19 protein-coding genes are annotated in these 16,497 nt (G+C 49.3%); 11 read left to right on the forward strand and 8 right to left on the reverse strand.

All coding sequences use genetic code 11. The features are described 5' to 3' along the window. Nucleotides 1-15 precede the first annotated feature (15 nt). The 7 genes from AC5SV9_RS15905 to AC5SV9_RS15935 form a co-directional block, all read right to left on the reverse strand. Nucleotides 16-3,138 carry an efflux RND transporter permease subunit gene (locus AC5SV9_RS15905; RefSeq protein ID WP_475148440.1) on the reverse strand — a complete coding sequence of 1,041 codons (3,123 nt, stop codon included), beginning with the start codon at nucleotides 3,136-3,138 and terminating at the stop codon, nucleotides 16-18. Continuing rightward, nucleotides 3,135-4,211, reverse strand: coding sequence for an efflux RND transporter periplasmic adaptor subunit (locus tag AC5SV9_RS15910; protein WP_475148442.1), 1,077 nt, complete (start codon nucleotides 4,209-4,211; stop codon nucleotides 3,135-3,137). Before AC5SV9_RS15910 ends, AC5SV9_RS15905 begins: the two co-directional genes overlap by 4 nt. Nucleotides 4,212-4,351: 140 nt before the next feature. After that, nucleotides 4,352-5,563, reverse strand: a complete 1,212-nt coding sequence (locus tag AC5SV9_RS15915) for a methyl-accepting chemotaxis protein (protein WP_475148443.1) — start codon at nucleotides 5,561-5,563, stop codon at nucleotides 4,352-4,354. A gap of 108 nt (nucleotides 5,564-5,671) precedes the next feature. Next, on the reverse strand, nucleotides 5,672-6,079 hold the full coding sequence (locus AC5SV9_RS15920) for a DUF6691 family protein (RefSeq protein WP_475148445.1): 408 nt from the start codon (nucleotides 6,077-6,079) through the stop codon (nucleotides 5,672-5,674). 30 nt (nucleotides 6,080-6,109) lie between these two features. Then, nucleotides 6,110-6,514 carry a YeeE/YedE family protein gene (locus AC5SV9_RS15925; RefSeq protein WP_475148448.1) on the reverse strand — a complete coding sequence of 135 codons (405 nt, stop codon included), beginning with the start codon at nucleotides 6,512-6,514 and terminating at the stop codon, nucleotides 6,110-6,112. A gap of 12 nt (nucleotides 6,515-6,526) precedes the next feature. Next, complete coding sequence (locus AC5SV9_RS15930) at nucleotides 6,527-6,928, reverse strand: rhodanese-like domain-containing protein (protein ID WP_331923733.1); 402 nt, start codon at nucleotides 6,926-6,928, stop codon at nucleotides 6,527-6,529. A 21-nt stretch (nucleotides 6,929-6,949) separates the two neighbouring features. Beyond that, entirely contained in the window at nucleotides 6,950-7,696 is a 747-nt protein-coding gene (locus tag AC5SV9_RS15935; protein ID WP_134056502.1) for a sulfite exporter TauE/SafE family protein, read from the reverse strand. 115 nt (nucleotides 7,697-7,811) lie between these two features. Here AC5SV9_RS15935 and AC5SV9_RS15940 point away from each other — a divergent pair, with 115 nt between their 5' ends. The 5 genes from AC5SV9_RS15940 to yjjG all read left to right on the forward strand — a co-directional run bounded on the left by AC5SV9_RS15940 (nucleotide 7,812) and on the right by yjjG (nucleotide 12,381). Continuing rightward, a complete protein-coding gene (locus tag AC5SV9_RS15940; protein ID WP_475148451.1) occupies nucleotides 7,812-8,684 on the forward strand; it encodes an MBL fold metallo-hydrolase in 873 nt (290 codons plus the stop codon). A gap of 93 nt (nucleotides 8,685-8,777) precedes the next feature. Next, nucleotides 8,778-9,680 carry a dienelactone hydrolase family protein gene (locus AC5SV9_RS15945; RefSeq protein WP_475148452.1) on the forward strand — a complete coding sequence of 301 codons (903 nt, stop codon included), beginning with the start codon at nucleotides 8,778-8,780 and terminating at the stop codon, nucleotides 9,678-9,680. A gap of 26 nt (nucleotides 9,681-9,706) precedes the next feature. Next, entirely contained in the window at nucleotides 9,707-10,465 is a 759-nt protein-coding gene (locus AC5SV9_RS15950) for an MliC family protein (protein ID WP_475148455.1), read from the forward strand. A gap of 100 nt (nucleotides 10,466-10,565) precedes the next feature. Continuing rightward, the gene (locus AC5SV9_RS15955; RefSeq protein WP_475148457.1) at nucleotides 10,566-11,489 is read left to right on the forward strand and encodes a Gfo/Idh/MocA family protein; all 924 of its coding nucleotides are present in this window, start codon (nucleotides 10,566-10,568) and stop codon (nucleotides 11,487-11,489) included. A gap of 217 nt (nucleotides 11,490-11,706) precedes the next feature. Further along, entirely contained in the window at nucleotides 11,707-12,381 is a 675-nt protein-coding gene (gene yjjG / locus AC5SV9_RS15960; RefSeq protein WP_495473522.1) for a pyrimidine 5'-nucleotidase, read from the forward strand. A gap of 2 nt (nucleotides 12,382-12,383) precedes the next feature. Here yjjG and AC5SV9_RS15965 read toward each other — a convergent pair whose 3' ends face one another. Further along, nucleotides 12,384-13,025 carry an esterase/lipase family protein gene (locus AC5SV9_RS15965; protein ID WP_475148460.1) on the reverse strand — a complete coding sequence of 214 codons (642 nt, stop codon included), beginning with the start codon at nucleotides 13,023-13,025 and terminating at the stop codon, nucleotides 12,384-12,386. A gap of 530 nt (nucleotides 13,026-13,555) precedes the next feature. On the opposite strand from AC5SV9_RS15965, the gene AC5SV9_RS15970 reads away from it, so the two are divergent. From AC5SV9_RS15970 to AC5SV9_RS15995, 6 genes are all read left to right on the forward strand, one after another. Beyond that, nucleotides 13,556-13,849 carry a hypothetical protein gene (locus AC5SV9_RS15970; RefSeq protein ID WP_475148462.1) on the forward strand — a complete coding sequence of 98 codons (294 nt, stop codon included), beginning with the start codon at nucleotides 13,556-13,558 and terminating at the stop codon, nucleotides 13,847-13,849. A 118-nt stretch (nucleotides 13,850-13,967) separates the two neighbouring features. After that, nucleotides 13,968-14,408: a GNAT family N-acetyltransferase gene (locus AC5SV9_RS15975; RefSeq protein ID WP_475148464.1), complete on the forward strand. Its 441-nt coding sequence runs from the start codon at nucleotides 13,968-13,970 to the stop codon at nucleotides 14,406-14,408. A gap of 67 nt (nucleotides 14,409-14,475) precedes the next feature. Further along, the gene (locus tag AC5SV9_RS15980; RefSeq protein ID WP_475148466.1) at nucleotides 14,476-14,826 is read left to right on the forward strand and encodes a hypothetical protein; all 351 of its coding nucleotides are present in this window, start codon (nucleotides 14,476-14,478) and stop codon (nucleotides 14,824-14,826) included. A gap of 116 nt (nucleotides 14,827-14,942) precedes the next feature. Next, on the forward strand, nucleotides 14,943-15,296 hold the full coding sequence (locus tag AC5SV9_RS15985; RefSeq protein WP_475148468.1) for a VOC family protein: 354 nt from the start codon (nucleotides 14,943-14,945) through the stop codon (nucleotides 15,294-15,296). 43 nt (nucleotides 15,297-15,339) lie between these two features. Further along, on the forward strand, nucleotides 15,340-15,873 hold the full coding sequence (locus AC5SV9_RS15990; RefSeq protein ID WP_475148469.1) for a hypothetical protein: 534 nt from the start codon (nucleotides 15,340-15,342) through the stop codon (nucleotides 15,871-15,873). A gap of 83 nt (nucleotides 15,874-15,956) precedes the next feature. Further along, nucleotides 15,957-16,379: a DUF2059 domain-containing protein gene (locus AC5SV9_RS15995; protein ID WP_475148470.1), complete on the forward strand. Its 423-nt coding sequence runs from the start codon at nucleotides 15,957-15,959 to the stop codon at nucleotides 16,377-16,379. Nucleotides 16,380-16,497: the final 118 nt, after the last annotated feature.

Consider the following 16,497-nt stretch of genomic DNA (forward strand, 5'->3'; position numbering starts at 1 on the left):
CGGCGGTTGGTTACGTCAGGCACGCTTTTTCAGCAGCAGCGCTATATCATCGCCGCTGTTTGGTGTAGCTGTAGTAGCCGGCTCAACCTTGCGCGGGCGCAGCTTTTCGCCCAATACCAGCATGCAGGGAGTTAAAAACAGTGTCAGAACGGTGGCAAAAGTTAACCCCCCTGCAATAGCGCTGGAAAGCTGTGTCCACCACTGGGTAGAAGGCGCACCAAACCCCAGGCTGGGTTCGAGCAGGTTAACGTTTACCGCCAGTACCATTGGCATTAAACCCAGCACCGTAGTGATTGACGTTAGCAATACCGGGCGCAGGCGCAGGCAGCCGGTTTCCAGTGCTGCTTCAAACGCAGACAAACCGCTGTCGCGTAACTGGTTATAAGTGTCAATCAGGACGATGTTATTATTCACCACTATCCCAGCCAGACCGATAATACCCATACCCACCATCACAATGCCGAAGCTCTGGCCGTTTACCAGTAGCCCCAGCAGCACGCCGGCGGTGGAGAAGATAATGGCTGACAGGATCAGTAACGTCTGGTACCAGCTGTTAAACTGCACCAGTAAAATCATCAGCATCAGGAAGATAGCCGTGGCGAAGGCGCCAAGCAGAAATGTCATCGCCTCTTGCTGGTCGGCACTTTCACCGGCGGTTTTCACATGCACATTGTCTGGCAGCTTCATGTCACTGCCCAGCAAGGCTTTTAGCCGCTCGGTCACCTGAAAGCCCGGCGCTAAGTCGGCTTTTATCGTTACCGCGCGGTTACTGTCGATACGTTTAATAATGCTGGTTTTAGGTGCAGGCACCAGTTCAACAAAGTTACTCAGTGGTACCTGGCCGCGTGAAGTCTGAATAGTCAGGCGCTGCAGCTGATCCAATGAACGCCAGCTTTGTGGAAAGCGCACGCGGATATCCACTTCATCACTGGCATATTCCGGCCGGTATTTTGCCAATAGCAGGCCGTTACTGATCATCTGTACCGCATTACCGACGGTCAGCACATCAGCACCAAAGCGGGCTGCTTCAGCACGGTCTACTTCGAGGCGCCACTCAATACCCGGCAGGCTGCGGTCATCTTCAATATCGACAAAGCCGCCCAGTTGCTGCATCTGGCTGATAATTTTCGCCACCGCTTTGTCGGTTGCCGCACTTTCCATACTGCTTACCTGCAGCTCTATCGGTTTACCGCCTGACGGGCCTTCTTCCTGCTGACGAAACTCCAGAATGATGCCGGGAATATCAGCCGTAAGGCTGCGCATTTCATCCAGGATCTGCGCGGCTTTGCGTCTGTCATACCAGTCGATAAACTGAAACTGCAAGGTGCCGACCACATCTGCTGCCAACTCGCCACTGCTGCTTGCCATAGAGCGGGCATACAGCGCTTGAACTTCTGATAGGCCTAGCAGGCGCTGCTCTACCTGCTTAAGCAGTGCGTCTTTTTCGTATATTGACATATCGCCGCGGGCACGCACCCAGACCTGCGCAGACTCAGGCTCTACTGACGGGAAAAACTCCACGCCGTGGTTATATTTACCGTAGGCGAGAAAGATCAGCACCATGGCACCTAGCATACCAATAAAGGTAAAGCCCGGCCGGCGCAGCAGGCGGCCAAGTAAGCCTCGGTACGCTTTGCCGGCCCGGCTTTGCTGCGTATCCTGCGGCGTGGTTTTGGCCTTACTCAGGCTGCCCATGACCGGCAGGAATATCAGCGCCATAAACAAAGACGCCAGCAGACACAGGATCACTGTCGCCGGCAGATACTTCATAAATTGGCCAACTACGCCAGGCCAGAACAGCAACGGCATAAACACCACCAGCGTAGTGGCGGTTGACGCGATAATGGGCCACGCCATACGGCCGGCTGCGTTGGCCCAGGCTTGTTTTGGTGTTTGTCCTTCTGCCAGATGCCGGTCTGCCAATTCACTGACGACAATAGCACCGTCTACCAGCATACCTGCTACCAGAATAAGCGCGAACAGCACGATAATGTTCATCGTATAGCCCAGCGCTGCAATCATTAAAATGCCGGCAAAAAAGGCGCCGGGTATGGTAATACCAACCAGCACCGCCGAGCGCACACCCATAGTGGCGATGATCAGAATAAGCACCAGTACCACTGCGGTCAGTACATTGTTTAACAGATCCGACAGCATACTTTTTACTTCTTTGGACTGATCCATGATGTAATTTATATGCATACCTTCAGGAAACCGGCTGCTGGCTTCATCAATCAGCGCCTTGGTTTGCTCAATGGTGGAAATGATATTGGCGCCACTGCGTTTTTTTACTTCCAGTACCACGGCGGGCTGGCCATTAATGCGGGCAAAACCAAGCGGATCTTTAAAACTGCGGCTGATAGTGGCGACATCAGCAAAGGTAATGACCGTATCGCCGTCAACCTTAATCGGCATATTCAATACGTCATCCAGGTTTTCAATGACACCGGGCACCTTCATCGCCATACGGCCAGCACCGGTATCTAAGCTACCGGCTGCGACCAGACGGTTATTGTTTGATACCAGATTAAACAGTTGCTGATAATCCAGGCCATAGCCCTCAAGCACCTGCGGGTCGACGACGACCTCCAGCAAATCTTCACGGTCGCCGCCGATATCCACTTCCAGTACTTCAGGAATAGCTTCAATGTTTTCCTGCAGTTGACGGGCAATATACACCAGCTGGTTTTCTGATACCGGGCCGGATAAGCCAACAGACAATACCGGAAACAAACCCACGTTTATTTCATTGACCACCGGCTCTTCTGCTTCGCTTGGCAATTTTGAGCGGGCGGCATCAACTTTCACCCGTACATCGGCCAGAGCCTGATCGGCATCAAAGCCAGCATCAAACTCCAGCATCACCGACGCGTGGCCTTCGCTGGCGGTAGAGGTCATTTTCTTAATGCCTTCTAAACTTCTCAGCTCATGCTCCATCGGCCGTATCAGTAAGCGTTCACCATCTTCCGGGCTGATGCCATCCAGTGACATCGACACATACATCATCGGAATAGCCACATCGGGGTTGGCTTCTTTTGGAATCGACTGATAGGCGCTGATACCGGCAATAAACAGAAATATCAGCAGCATTATGCTGGCACGGCTGCGCTGTATCGCCGCCTGGATAATGGTATTCATGCTTTGGCTCCGGCGATGCGTACTGTGTCTCCTGTTTTAACAAAACCGGCACCCTGGGTAATAACTTGTGCCCGTTCAGGCAAACCACTTACCCAGGCACCGTCATTGTCTGCACTTAGCAGGGTTACCGGGTAAAATTCTACCTTTTGTTGCTCATTCACCACTGACAACCCCAACTGGCCGCTGTTGTCCAGGCTTAGCAGCGCAGGCGAAATATGGTGTGCCTGTATCGCATCCAGCGCGATTTCTACAGTGGCGCTGGCTCCGGCAATGCGCCACAGTTCCGGGTTTTCGGCGGTTACTTCGATATAAAAACTGCGGGTGGCGGTATCGGCAGCGTAACTGATAAAGCTCAGTTCTCCGTCCAGCTTGCGGCCATCGAGCAGACGCAGAGAAACATGTTGCCCCAGCGCCAGCGCCGACACATGTTGCTGCGGCACCTGGGCGGTAACTTTCAATTTGTTTATTTGCACTAATTGCATAAGTTCAGTACCGGGTTGCACCAGTGAACCTATTTCTACATGACGGCGGTCAACCATAGCGTCAAAAGGTGCCACCGGCTCGCGCTGCGTTACGGCCAGCTCTGCCGCGGTTAACTCTGCCTGCGCTTTGGCCAGCTCGCTTTCCAGCCGCGTCAGTTCAGTAGCGGATAAGAACTTGTTTTTGCCAAGCGCACGGGCACTGTCGAGCTCACTTTTACGCAGCACCAGGTTTGCTTTAGCCTGTGCTAAGGACGCGGCGCGGCCCTCATCTGACAGTTTGATCAGCTTGTCACCCTGTTTGGCGCGCTCCCCTTGCTGCTTGAGTATTGCCTCAACTGTGCCTGCCTGTTGTGCTTTAATGCTGACACTGCGCCACGGCATTACCTGGCCCTGAGCTACCTGTGTCGCCTGATAGGCTTTAGCATCAGACCACTCTGTTTCCACTACCGCAATTTCGGCTTTAGGCACTTGCTGCTCGGCAGGAGCCTGCTGTTTTGCACTGTAATTATCACCGCTGAACAGCCATAGCAGCAGCGCAACTGTCAGTATTACGGCGATGACAACGGGTGAGAACGACAGTTTTTTTAACATAGCAAAATCCTTGACGGCAAAAGCGGGGAGCGGTGTGTCACATAATGTGGAATATACTGACAGCAACAGTTGGCAGCAAGCTGACAACTGTAAGCAAATATAGCCAGCTTAACAAAGACAGGGCTAAGCTGGCGGCGAATTTAGCTGCGGGCGAAACGGCCCAGTTGTTGCTGAGTGCGGGCGGTGCCGGTCAGCAGATCTTTGGCAGCCTGATCTATAGATGACATCTGGCTGTAAGCGTCACTGGTCACTTGTTCAATGGCGCTTAAATGCTGATGGGTTTGCTGATAGCGTTGTTCCAGTTCCAGCACTGTCTGGTTAATACTCTGAATACCGGTTTTCGCCTGCTGCAGCTCTTTTTGCAGTACAGCAAACTCTGTGCTGGTATCGCCAATTTGCTGCTGTGCCTGCTGCGCTTGCTGGTTCAGGCTTTGCGACTCGCTGCGGGTTTCGCTAACCAACTGCTCCATCTCATTTAAAAAGCCGGATATCTGCTTGGTGGCGTCATTTACTTTGGCGGCCAGCGTACGTACTTCATCGGCCACCACGGCAAAACCGCGGCCAGCATCGCCGGCACGGGCTGCTTCTATAGCCGCATTCAGTGCCAGTAGGTTGGTTTGATCAGAAAAGGTTTCTACCATGACCAGGATCTGGCGCACATTTTCCGAGTTTTTGTGCAGGCCATTAATCGTTGCGCCGAAACTGTCGAGCAGCTTAACAATACCCGACAGTTGGCCGGTTAACTGTTGCATCTGGTTGCTGGCAACCTTGGCTTTATCCACGGCCACGCCGGAAACCTGGCTGACTTCATCGCCGTGCTGCACAATGTCTGCCAGATATTGCAGTACCTGATCACTTTCGCGGCGGATCTGGCCGCTGCGTTTTTCGGTGTCCTGCAAGTGGCTACGGGTGCTGTTAACGGCATCTGAAACCTGCTCATTCACCTGATGTGTTTCATGAGCCTGCTGATGAATATCGCTGAGTAATACCCCCAACTGGCTGACGAACTGGTTGTACTCTTCTGATAGGGTACGAAACTCATCAAAGGTGAACGCGGGTAGCCGGTGGTTTAGATCAGTGCCTTTGCGGTTAGTGTCATGCAGTGCGCCAACCAGTGCTTTTACCGGCCGGACAATCAGATAATGCATATAGCCGATGGTAAAAATAAAAGCGCCAAGGCCAAGCAGTAACAAAGCCCACCAGTGGCCGTTAGCACCGCCTTCTGGATAGGCCATATACAGTGCAAGCAAAAAGAACAGCGCCAGAAAACTGATATTACCCACAATTTTACGGCTTAAAGTGCCGAAAAATGTGCGCTCAACAAACAGGTACAGCGAAGTAAAACCGTTCATAAGGTTAATAGTCCTGCCAGGTTAAACGAAATGAAATCAGCATAACATAGCAATAGTTCAGCTGCGACTACAACGACGCATAACAGCTTGATCTGAAACAACAGCTGGTCAGATTGACCAGCGCCGGCTGATAAACCAGCCTGCTATCATCGCTACCACAAATGCTACTGTGGCGCTGCTGCCGCTACTCAGCGCTGCCAGTGCAGGGCCGGGGCAATAACCAACCAGGCCCCAACCGGCACCAAACAACGCCGAACCAAGTACTAAAGGTTTATCCAGCTCACGTTTTGACGGTAGATGAAAGTGCTCAGCAAAGAAGGGTCGCTGTTTGCCGGCAAATAACCAATAGCCACTGGCATACACGGCCAGCGCGCCGGCCATTACCAGTATCAGGCTGGGATCCCAGTGTTTATTCAGCGTAAGAAACCCCAACACTTTTTCCGGGTCGATCATTTTTGAGTAAGCAATGCCGGCTGACATCAGTATTCCGGCGACTAAAGCGATTAACACTGGCATAGTAAATGTCCTCTTATCCGGGCGAATGAATCAGTGCAACAGGGTGGCAATAAGCATGCCTGCCAGCATAAAAATCAGCGTGGCAACGATCGAGCGGACAGACAAACGGCTGATACCGCAAATACCGTGGCCTGAGGTGCAGCCACTGCCCCAGCCGGTGCCAATACCTACCAGTAAGCCGCCGACAATAAGCTGCCAGTTAAACTCGGGGGTGCTGTAGTTAAAATTACTGGTCACTAAGCCAACCAGCAAAGGGCCAATTAGAATGCCGGCAACAAATGCCAGACGCCAGCTGCGGCCATCGCGGTTGAACAGCGCATTGCTGGCTATGCCGGAAATGCCGGCAATACGGCCACTGAACAGATACAGCAGCAAAGCGCCAAGGCCAATCAGGGCGCCGCCAATTAGTGCGGAAACAGGGGTGAAGTTCTCCATATTGCCCCCGGTTTAGTGCTTAACCGGCAAAGCTGCATCAAGCCAGGCCTGCATGCCACCTGCCACCGAGTACACTTTGGCAAAACCCATACGCTGTAGCGATTCGGCCGCCAGTGCACTGCGCCCCCCCGAGCGGCAAATCAGGTAAACAGGCTGTGTGGCCAGTTGCTCCAGTGCTATAGCAGGCTCACAGCCGGCAGCGGCGACTTTGGGGTGATTATGAATATTCATCTCCAGTACGCCACGCGGGTAATTTACCGAACCTAAAATATGTTGCTGCTGAAATTCGCTGCTTTCACGTACATCAATCAGTACCGCCTCGCTGTCTTGCTGCAGCACCTGCTGCAGCTGCGCTACGCTGATTTCCTGTATTACGGCTTTAGCCTCTGCGATTAATTGTTGCGATGTTTTCATATCAAGCTCCTGTGCTGATGTTTAAAGTACAGACTGATAAATGACAACAGCGGCCATGATGGCTAAAAACACTGCAAAAGCGCGTTGCAACTGTTGTTTAGGTAAACGTTTACCCAGTGCCGAACCCACGAAACTGCCAATAATGCCGGCGATAATCATCAGGCCTATACTGCGCCAGTCAAATACCGCACCTTGTGCCGCCATCACCCAGTAGTATTTACCAAAGCCGACAAAAGATTTCATCGCAATGATCACCAGGCTGGTCGCCACGCCAACCGGCATACTTAACCCACCCAGTAACACCAGTGCCGGTACAATTAAAAAGCCGCCACCAACACCGACAAAACCGGTTATCAACCCAACCAGCAGGCCATCAATAACTATTTTTATGGGCTTAAAAGCTTTGCTGCTGTGCTCGCCTATTTTGCTGCGCCACATCATCACCGCAGCAACCAACATCAAAAGTGCAAATACCAACAGTTGCCAACGGGCATCAACCAGCGTGCCGAGCCAGGCTCCGCCATAGGTACCCAGCATACCCGGCACCCCAAACCACAGCACGTGGCGCCAACTGATCAGCCGCTGCAAACCGTTACGCACTGAACCGAATAAACTGATACCAGCGACAATCAGTAATGACGAGGCGATCGCCAGCTGTGCTGGCATATGCAGTAAATACAGCAGTACAGGTACAGTAAGAATAGACCCACCGGAACCAAACAGGCCCAGGCTTACACCAATAACAATGGCACCGACTAAGGCTAACATTATGGCTTTACCTTATATAACTAAGTGGAATATGCTTATAACAGTAATTGCATTCTAGGATGGTTTTGGCTAAGCTGCAATCTAAATTTAGAAAAATCTAATTTACGAGGTGCGTATGGGTACGGCGAATGTGCATATCGAAATGTTTTTTGATAAAGACAGTTCAACTTTTAGTTATGTGGTGGCAGATACACACAGCCGGCAGGCTGCTGTGATTGACCCTGTACTGGATTACGATGCCGCTGCCGGCAGCATTAAAACCGACGGCGCAGATAACATTTTAGCTTACCTGGCACAGCAACAATTTAGCCTGCAGTGGATTTTAGAAACCCACGCCCATGCCGACCATTTATCCGCTGCCGATTACCTGAAACGTAAAACCGGTGCCCCGATTGCGATTGGCGAGGGCATAAAAAAAGTGCAGCAAACCTTTAAACTGGTGTTTAACCTCGGCGATGATGAGTTAACAGCAAAAGGTGATTACTTTGATAAGCTGTTTAGTGACAGCGAAACATTCAGTATCGGCAGTTTAGATGCGCAGGTCATTAATACGCCGGGCCATACCAATGACAGTGTCAGCTATCTGATAGCCGGTAATCTGTTTGTCGGTGACTCACTGTTTATGCCGGATGCCGGCACCGCGCGCTGTGACTTCCCCGGCGGCGATGCGCATATTTTATTTCGTTCTATTCAGCGTATTTATCAGCTACCTGACGATACCCGTATTTTTATCTGTCATGACTATCAGCCCAATGGCCGGGAACTGCGTTATCAAACCAGTGTCGCAGAACAAAAGGCAGCGAATATTCATGTCAAAGCCGATACGCCGGAGCAGGAGTTTGTACAAAAACGTGAAACGCGTGACAAAACACTGGCGGTACCGCGGCTAATTTACCCGTCGGTACAAGTTAATATCCGCGGTGGGCAACTGCCTAAAGCACAGGGCAATGGGGTTAGCTATATCAAAATTCCGCTAACGCTAAAGTAAAGGTTAATACTGACAGCGGATCTGTTCTGTACTATAACGCGTATTGCTGTTTATTTTTCGTCCCGTTTTTAACGCAAACAAAAGAGCAATAGCATGACAAAACCTGAACCACGTCAGACACCTGCCATACCACAGCAGGCTTACCAGTTATATGATAAATACGCCCACGGCATGATGAGCCGGCGGGCTTTCTTTGCCGGTATGAGTGCGTTGGCTGTTAATGCCACGCTGGCAACCAGTTTTATTAACAGTATGCTGCCCAATTATGCACTGGCCGAGCAGGTATCGTTTAACGACCCTGATATTAGCGCCAGCTACCAGAAGTTTGCTGCCCCCGGCGGTCACGGTGAAGGGCGTGGTTATCTGGTCAGGCCGAAAAATACCCGCGCTGCCGTGCCGGTAATATTAGTGGTGCACGAAAATCGCGGTTTAAACCCGTATATTGAAGATGTGGCCCGCCGTTTGGCTAAAGCTGGCTTTATTGCCTTTGCCCCCGATGCTTTGTGGCCGCTGGGCGGTTATCCAGGCAACGATGACGATGGCCGGCAAATGCAGCGCAGCCTGGAACCTGGCAAAATTATTGCCGATTTTAAAGCCGCGGCCAGCTGGTTAAAGCAGCTTGAAGGCGGTAACGGCAAGCTGGGTGTGGTAGGGTTCTGCTTTGGCGGTGCTATGGCCGGGCGTTTAGCTGCAGAGCTGCCGGATACTGTGGATGCCGCTGTACCGTTTTATGGTTCACCACCACCGGCTGATAGTATCAGCGCCATTAAGGCGCCGCTGCTGGTGCAACTGGGTGAGCTGGACGAGCGCGTAAATGCAATGTGGCCAGAGGCTGAAGCCTTGCTGAAACAACACAATATTAACTATAAAATCGAGCGCTACGAAGCATCACATCATGGTTTTCATAATGACTCGACAGCCCGTTACAATGAACCCATGGCTGAACTGGCGTGGCAGCGCACGCTGGCGTTCTTTAACCAGCATCTGCGCAGTTAACTTTACTACTACAACAGGCAAAAACTATGAAAACTATAACCTGCATGGTGGCATTACTGCTGGCTCTGGCACTACATGGCTGTGGCAAAACAGCGCCGCCGGCGGCACCCACACCAGCTGATGGCGCAGCAGCAAAAACGATGCACCCAAGCTGGGATTTGGATCAGAACGGTATTAACGATTGCGAAGATGATGGCAGCTGTGATCACAGCGTCGATTACAGCTTGCCCAGGCAAACAGAAGCGCGCAGTAACCCCTCATTTAACTGCGACAACGTGGCACAGGACAGTATAGAGCAGCTGATTTGCCAGCAGGCTGAGCTGGCTGAGTTGGACAACCAGCTGGCTGCCGTGTACGCCAGTGCACTGGAAAAGGCGCAAAACGAGCAACCCAACCAGCTACAAGCCGAGCAGCGTGGCTGGATAAAAGGCCGCAATGACTGCTGGAAAAGCCAGGATAAAGCCGGTTGTGTTAAAGCCGCTTACAACAGACGTATTGCCGAGCTACAGGCACATTACCGGCTGACCAACTTTACCGGGCCTGTCAGGTTTCAGTGTGGCACATCTGTGGCTGATGAAGTGGTGGTCACTTTTTTCAGCACAGTACCGCCGACGCTGCTGGCAGAGCGGGGTGATAAAACAGTGCTGATGTATCACACTGAAACCGGCAGTGGTTACCGCTATGAAGGGCCAAATGAAAGCCTGTGGCAACAGGAAGACGGCATCATGCTGGTTTGGGGTTACGGTGCAGCGGCACTGCAATGCCAGAAAACGGTGCTGGAATAGCAATACCCTGGTTATTTTGTCTGTACAGCCGGCGCAGCACCTTGTATGCGACAGCGGCTTTACGTACCCTGTGTAGTAATTTCACTGACAAGGGTACGGTATGAGAATAGCGTTGCTGGGGCTTGGCGATATTGCGCAAAAAGCGTATTTACCATTACTGAGCAGTATGGCGGGGGTAACGCCGCTGCTGTGTACCCGCCAGGCCGCTGTGCTGCAAAAGCTGATGCAACAATACCGTATCCGCGAAGGTTACACTGAGCTGTCGCAGCTTATTGCAGCCAGGCCCGATGCGGTGATGATCCACAGTAGCACCGACAGCCATTTTACGCTTGCCATGCAGTTGCTGCAGGCCGGCATAGCGGTGTTTGTCGACAAGCCTATCAGTTACCATTTGGACGAGTGTGAGCAATTACTGGCCCAGGCCGAACGGCGTAATCTGCCGTTATTTGTTGGTTTTAACCGCCGCTATGTGCCATTACATCAGGACCTGCTAGCCGCAGTGCCTGTGCAACTGCATTACCAGAAACACCGCTATAATCTGCCCGCTGATACACGCACTTTCGTCTATGACGACTTTATTCACCTGCTGGATTTTGCCCATTACGCCACCGTGATACATAACAAAGGCAACTTTACTCCGGTGGTGTATGGTCAGTTTGATACCAACCAGGCTGGCAATAAGCCGCTGGGGGCGGTGCAGGTAAACTGGCAACTGGGTAAAACTACCGTATCGGTGTCGATGAACCGTTTATCAGGCGTTAATATGGAGCGGCTGGAATACTACAGCCACAATAAGCACTGGCAGGTAGATAATCTGGTACAGGGGCATATGGCAGAATCAGGCCTGGTTAGCCAGCTACCACAGCAGGACTGGCATAGTACCTTAAACCGGCGTGGTTTTGTCAGCATGCTGGAAGCCTTTATCGGCCAGTTGGAAAAAGGCGGCACCAACGTGACAGAAAACAAGCGCGCACTTAGTAGCCACCAATTGTGTGAGTATGTGGTGCAGCAATTGGGCGGCTAAAGCATTACCCAAAAAAAAGACCAGCCAGAAGGTTGGGGTTCTGACCGGCCATTAAACACGCAGAGGAGTGCGTTTGGGTACTATACCCTTGTGCAGCCCCGCGATTTTGATATAGCACAATGTTAGCGCCGCAAGCGGTGTTAACCCAGCAACAAAGTGTAAGCGGTTATGACTGCCATCACAGTTTTATCCGTGACACCAGCCAATGGAGAACACATTGCAGTATCAGTGGATTTTATTTGACGCCGATGAAACCCTGTTTCATTTCGATGCTTTTGCCGGGTTGCAGTTAATGTTTTCCCGCCATGACTATCAGTTTGACAACGCAGAATACGACTATTATCAGTCGATCAACCTGCCGCTGTGGCAGCAGTACCAGCAAGGTGAGATCAGCGCAAAGCAGCTGCAGGTAAACCGTTTTACGCCCTGGGCTGATAAGCTCAGCACCACAGCCTCGGCACTTAACAGCGCTTTTATGCACGCTATGGCCGATGTATGTACCCCGCTGCCGGGTGCGGCAGAACTGATCAGCGCTTTAAAAGGCCGGGTGAAAATGGGCATTATTACCAATGGTTTTACCGAGCTGCAGCAAATACGGCTGGAACGCACTGGCTTTGCCAATGTATTTTCACCTTTGGTGATTTCTGAGCAGGTCGGTGTGGCCAAACCGCATATTGATATTTTCAACCATGCGTTCTCCCTGATGGGCCACCCGCCCAAGCAGCATATTTTAATGGTCGGCGATAACCCGCATGCCGATATTAAAGGCGGTATCAACGCCGGTATCGATACCTGTTGGTTAAATCGCCACGGCGCAACAAGGCCAGAGGGCATCACGCCGCATATCGAAGTCAGCTCGCTGGCACAATTACAGCAGTGGTTGTTGGGCTGAGGTTATTTAATCAGCTGATACTGCTGTGCAGCGGTATCGGTTTGTAAACCAAAATGACCCAGTACATAGGTATAACTGGCATTTTCACCCCAGATACTGCTGCTGTGTATACCGTACACCAGGCAGCTGCCGGTTGAGCACACTACCTGATCGCTGTAGCTTTTTATTGAATACACTTTCTGGCCAAAGCGTGTGCCGTACAATCCATCTAAAAACGGGCTTGATACCGATAAGCCTGCACTGCCGCAGGTAGAGTTCCACACATTGTACGGGTACACACCACAGCTTAATAAGCCGCGAAATGCACTGGCAATACCAACAAAACTGTTCACCTGCGACGCAATAGCCAGTTTATCAATTTGCTGCGCTGCCAGTGTTGCGCCCATCGAATGGCCGATAACATCTATCTTGCCGGTGCACGAACTGGCTAAAGCCTGCTGCAATGCATTGCGTACCGGTGTTTCTTCACTGCCGCTGTGGTCATTACAGGCGGCACAGCTTTTCGAGCCCCAGTCCGGCCGGTAAATATCGCTGCTGCTGTAGCCTTTGCTGATTAAGTAGTTATAAGTGCTATTCCAGCTGGCCGGTGTCGCGGTGTTGCCGTGCACCAGTACTACGGCATCAACACAAGCCGCCTGCAGCATCAGGCTGCAGCTGGCGAAAACGCTAAAGAGGGTAGTAAGGACGATATTTTATAGTTATACATGGTGTTAGCTCCTGTTGGGTTGCAACACAAGCTAAGCAGTTGGTGAAAAATGCACCATAACACTTTAGTGCTGGTGCTCTCTCAAATGACATCCAGATGCAATTTGACACAGAATGACAGATCTCGCTTACGGTATGCTTCACCACTGACAAAATGCTGATAACTGGCCAGACATACAGTATTATTTAGTATTTAGTGCGTTTGTGGTCAAATATCCCGTTAACATTGCGTATAAGCTAATTGCTGCTTTTATTTACATGCTATAAATTAGGAACTTATAGAAGCTGGGTTCAGAAATATAACGCACAGCTTTCGAAATATAATGCATGCTCGTTTTCACGGAATGAGAAAGCGAGATGTCAAAAATAATTGTTATTTTACAGTATTATGCAAGTGGTTGTTTCCTCTATCGGAAATGAGAAAACGAGCATGCACAATAATAAAATGTTATACGCAAAGGAGTATTCGGTGCCAAATTTAATTTGTGAAAGCGTTCCGTATTATTCACAGGGCGATGAAGCCGCGTTTTTTAATTGGCTTAATTCAATTGAATGTGTGTCGAAAATACAAGGGGTTGGGACCAGTCTTGAAATAACTGTTTGCTCTACATTTATTCCGGAAGAAGACTTGAGAGAACTAATAGCAATATTTTCACGATTCAAATTAGATATGAAACAGTTGCGTGTCTTTGAAACATCAGAAAATGAGAACTGGTTTACGCAAAACAAAAGGGCTTACTGGCACAAAAAGCTAATGGCTTAGATTGCGTATAACAAACCAAGTCAGCGGGACACTAACACGTAGGCTCCCGTCACTTCGTTCCGTAATTTAGCCTACGTGTTATTGCCCCTGCTTGGGGCGTTGTACCTTTTATTGAGCTATGAGCATTAAAATAGAAATCGGCAGTGCTGCGGATATTGTAGCCCTAAGTAAGCAGATACCTGAGTTTGAGCAAGCAACTACTCTTGAGCGATTACAGAGTAGGCTTGATGGAGCAGTAAGCTTAATATTGGTAGCAAAGCGTGAAGGGGCCCTTGTTGGCTATAAAGTTGGTTATCAATTAACAGAAGAGACATTTTATAGTTGGTTAGGTGGCGTCATTCCTGAGCACAGAAAACATGGTGTTGCGACGCTGCTGCTTAACTATCAAGAGAAATGGGTTCTGAATTCAGGTTACAAGCAAATTAAGGTTAAATCCATGAATCGCTTTCCTGGCATGCTTAATATGCTGAGATCAAATGGCTATGAAATAGTTGGTATAGAAGAAAGTGTTTGTGGTTCGGAAGACAAAATCGTGTTTTTAAAAAGGTTAGTAGTTTAGGCACAGCAAACGCCTATAACATTGCGGCCTGAACGCAACAGGCGGGCGTTATATGCAAAGGAAGCTCATGTTAAAGCTCTTAGTTTTAAGCCCTATACTTGCGGTCTCAATTTTTGCTGCTGACTCGAAAGCTGGTTGCGATATTTCGGGTATTTGGAATCACTCTGCTAAACCTGCAAAACTTATTGTCGACTTGAGTAAAGCCGAGATTTTGGTTTATTCCCATGAAAACAATGATAAAGCAATTGGATTAGTTGTTTTAAAAGCCATAAAGCCAGCATCAAATTTATCTTCATGGGATGCAAAAATGTACAGTGCAGACGAAGATTCATTTGTTGATGTTCAAATGACGACGAAAGACTGTAATCAGTTGAATGTTGTTTTTCAGGGTGACGAGGTTCTGGCTCTTGTTAGGTAAATTGGCATATAACAAGCACCATAAAAAACTTGCCTATTGGGCGCTCGACTCGCAACACGCTGCTCGTGTTTGTGGCGGACCTCTATACCGTACTCTTTTAAATATCAGGATTTATCATGACCGGACCAGCAAAGCACGGCGCTATAGTGTATTCATCTGATATTAAAGCCTTGGCAAGGTTTTACATTGACCTATTTGCCATGCGGGTTGCCCGCGAAACTCCCGAACTAATCAGTCTCGTGAAAGATGGTTTTAATATCGTTATTCACACCCCGCCATTTGATATGCCAGCGGCGCAATTCAGTGCGGTGAAACTGTTTATGACGGTCGATAGTCTGGCAGCGGCAAGGGAAAAAGCGCAGCAACTTGGTGGTAAGGCATTTGATGGTGAATGGTCAAATCCAATTTTTACCGTGTGCAATATCACAGATTCAGACGGCAACGTTATTCAGCTGCGGGAATTTAGCTGATAGAGAATGATATGCCTCTAAAGTGAAATTATTGAGACGTTCGATGAGCAGAATTCACGTGAAATATTTTTTCGTAGTTTTGAGCTTGCTCAGCCAGTCAGCTTTTGCAATAGACTGGCTAGATGAAGATTGTGGTCGTTACGGCGCTTACGCAGGAAAATTGTTCTCTTTAAGTATCGCCACGTCATTTCATGGAACGTCCGAGTTCAAATTATGTAAATCTGAATCTCAAAAGTATTTAGTTGTCTCTACAATTGATTTTGTAAAGGTAGATGAAAGCCAGCCATTAGCCAGTCGTGCTTCGCGATATAGAATTCAGTTGTTCGAACAAGAATATGCCCAAGTTACTTCCCTCTATAAAAAAGCTTTGTCTTATAACACTTTAGATGATGTTATGGGAGTGGATGGCTCTACATGGTGTTTAGAAAGTCAGAGAGGAATTAACTATACAAAAGCCTGCTTTTGGACGCCTAGTGTTAACTATGAAGAAAGAGGTCTAGTCGGGCTGTACAATTTGGCTAATTACCTATGGGAATTTACGGGATTAAACAAAAATGAAAAATTACAGCTTTATTAGCCACTTGCACAAGAAGCTTAGTTGCGTTCGAAGATACATCTGGTTTTGATCAGATGCGTCGGCTGAACCAGAGGGTTTACAGAATGATTCGCTTATTTTTTATTCTACTATTGTTGCTTCCGCCAGCGCTGCTGGCAGATGATGAGCATTTGAGATTGGCATTAGTTTTCGAAGATTTGAGTAGTTCTTCAGACAAATTAGCGTTTGTGGACAGCATGATGCCGTTAATTGAAATGCATGCAGCTGGAGATGAATCCAAAATACATAAGATACATGCATTTTTAGTCAAAGCACTTCAATCTGAGGAATATAGAAGATCCAAAGCCGAAGTTTATAAAAGACAATTCTCTGAGGAGGAGCTTAGACAGCTCATTGAGCTAGTTAAGACCCCAGCTTATAAGCTCTTGAATGAGAAGCGCCACGACATTGCGCTAGATACTCAAAGAACAATGATACTTTTTATGCAGAAAACGTTGCAAGATTTTCAAAATCTTGATGGAGACTGATAGCAGGTTAAGTGCTCTGAAAATGATAGTGTCGAGCAGATGAAAAGCGTAATTAAGCTTCGAGGACTAACTTACTAAGAAAAGCCCGCTTGCGCGGGCTTTTTGCTTTAAGAGACTA

Source organism: Rheinheimera sp. ATLC3 (genome assembly GCF_059429535.1).

What these genes read in the sequence shown, in the direction of transcription:
- AC5SV9_RS15925 (WP_475148448.1), bottom strand. Translation starts at nt 6,514, where the DNA reads ATGGAGAACTTCACCCCTGTTTCCGCACTAATTGGCGGCGCCCTGATT.
- AC5SV9_RS15920 (WP_475148445.1), bottom strand. Translation starts at nt 6,079, where the DNA reads ATGCCAGTGTTAATCGCTTTAGTCGCCGGAATACTGATGTCAGCCGGC.
- AC5SV9_RS15990 (WP_475148469.1), top strand. Translation starts at nt 15,340, where the DNA reads ATGAGCAGAATTCACGTGAAATATTTTTTCGTAGTTTTGAGCTTGCTC.
- AC5SV9_RS15965 (WP_475148460.1), bottom strand. Translation starts at nt 13,025, where the DNA reads ATGCTGCAGGCGGCTTGTGTTGATGCCGTAGTACTGGTGCACGGCAAC.
- AC5SV9_RS15905 (WP_475148440.1), bottom strand. Translation starts at nt 3,138, where the DNA reads ATGAATACCATTATCCAGGCGGCGATACAGCGCAGCCGTGCCAGCATA.
- AC5SV9_RS15930 (WP_331923733.1), bottom strand. Translation starts at nt 6,928, where the DNA reads ATGAAAACATCGCAACAATTAATCGCAGAGGCTAAAGCCGTAATACAG.
- AC5SV9_RS15980 (WP_475148466.1), top strand. Translation starts at nt 14,476, where the DNA reads ATGTTAAAGCTCTTAGTTTTAAGCCCTATACTTGCGGTCTCAATTTTT.
- AC5SV9_RS15995 (WP_475148470.1), top strand. Translation starts at nt 15,957, where the DNA reads ATGATTCGCTTATTTTTTATTCTACTATTGTTGCTTCCGCCAGCGCTG.
- AC5SV9_RS15940 (WP_475148451.1), top strand. Translation starts at nt 7,812, where the DNA reads ATGGGTACGGCGAATGTGCATATCGAAATGTTTTTTGATAAAGACAGT.
- AC5SV9_RS15955 (WP_475148457.1), top strand. Translation starts at nt 10,566, where the DNA reads ATGAGAATAGCGTTGCTGGGGCTTGGCGATATTGCGCAAAAAGCGTAT.
- AC5SV9_RS15975 (WP_475148464.1), top strand. Translation starts at nt 13,968, where the DNA reads ATGAGCATTAAAATAGAAATCGGCAGTGCTGCGGATATTGTAGCCCTA.
- AC5SV9_RS15915 (WP_475148443.1), bottom strand. Translation starts at nt 5,563, where the DNA reads ATGAACGGTTTTACTTCGCTGTACCTGTTTGTTGAGCGCACATTTTTC.
- AC5SV9_RS15985 (WP_475148468.1), top strand. Translation starts at nt 14,943, where the DNA reads ATGACCGGACCAGCAAAGCACGGCGCTATAGTGTATTCATCTGATATT.
- AC5SV9_RS15910 (WP_475148442.1), bottom strand. Translation starts at nt 4,211, where the DNA reads ATGTTAAAAAAACTGTCGTTCTCACCCGTTGTCATCGCCGTAATACTG.
- AC5SV9_RS15950 (WP_475148455.1), top strand. Translation starts at nt 9,707, where the DNA reads ATGAAAACTATAACCTGCATGGTGGCATTACTGCTGGCTCTGGCACTA.
- AC5SV9_RS15945 (WP_475148452.1), top strand. Translation starts at nt 8,778, where the DNA reads ATGACAAAACCTGAACCACGTCAGACACCTGCCATACCACAGCAGGCT.
- AC5SV9_RS15935 (WP_134056502.1), bottom strand. Translation starts at nt 7,696, where the DNA reads ATGTTAGCCTTAGTCGGTGCCATTGTTATTGGTGTAAGCCTGGGCCTG.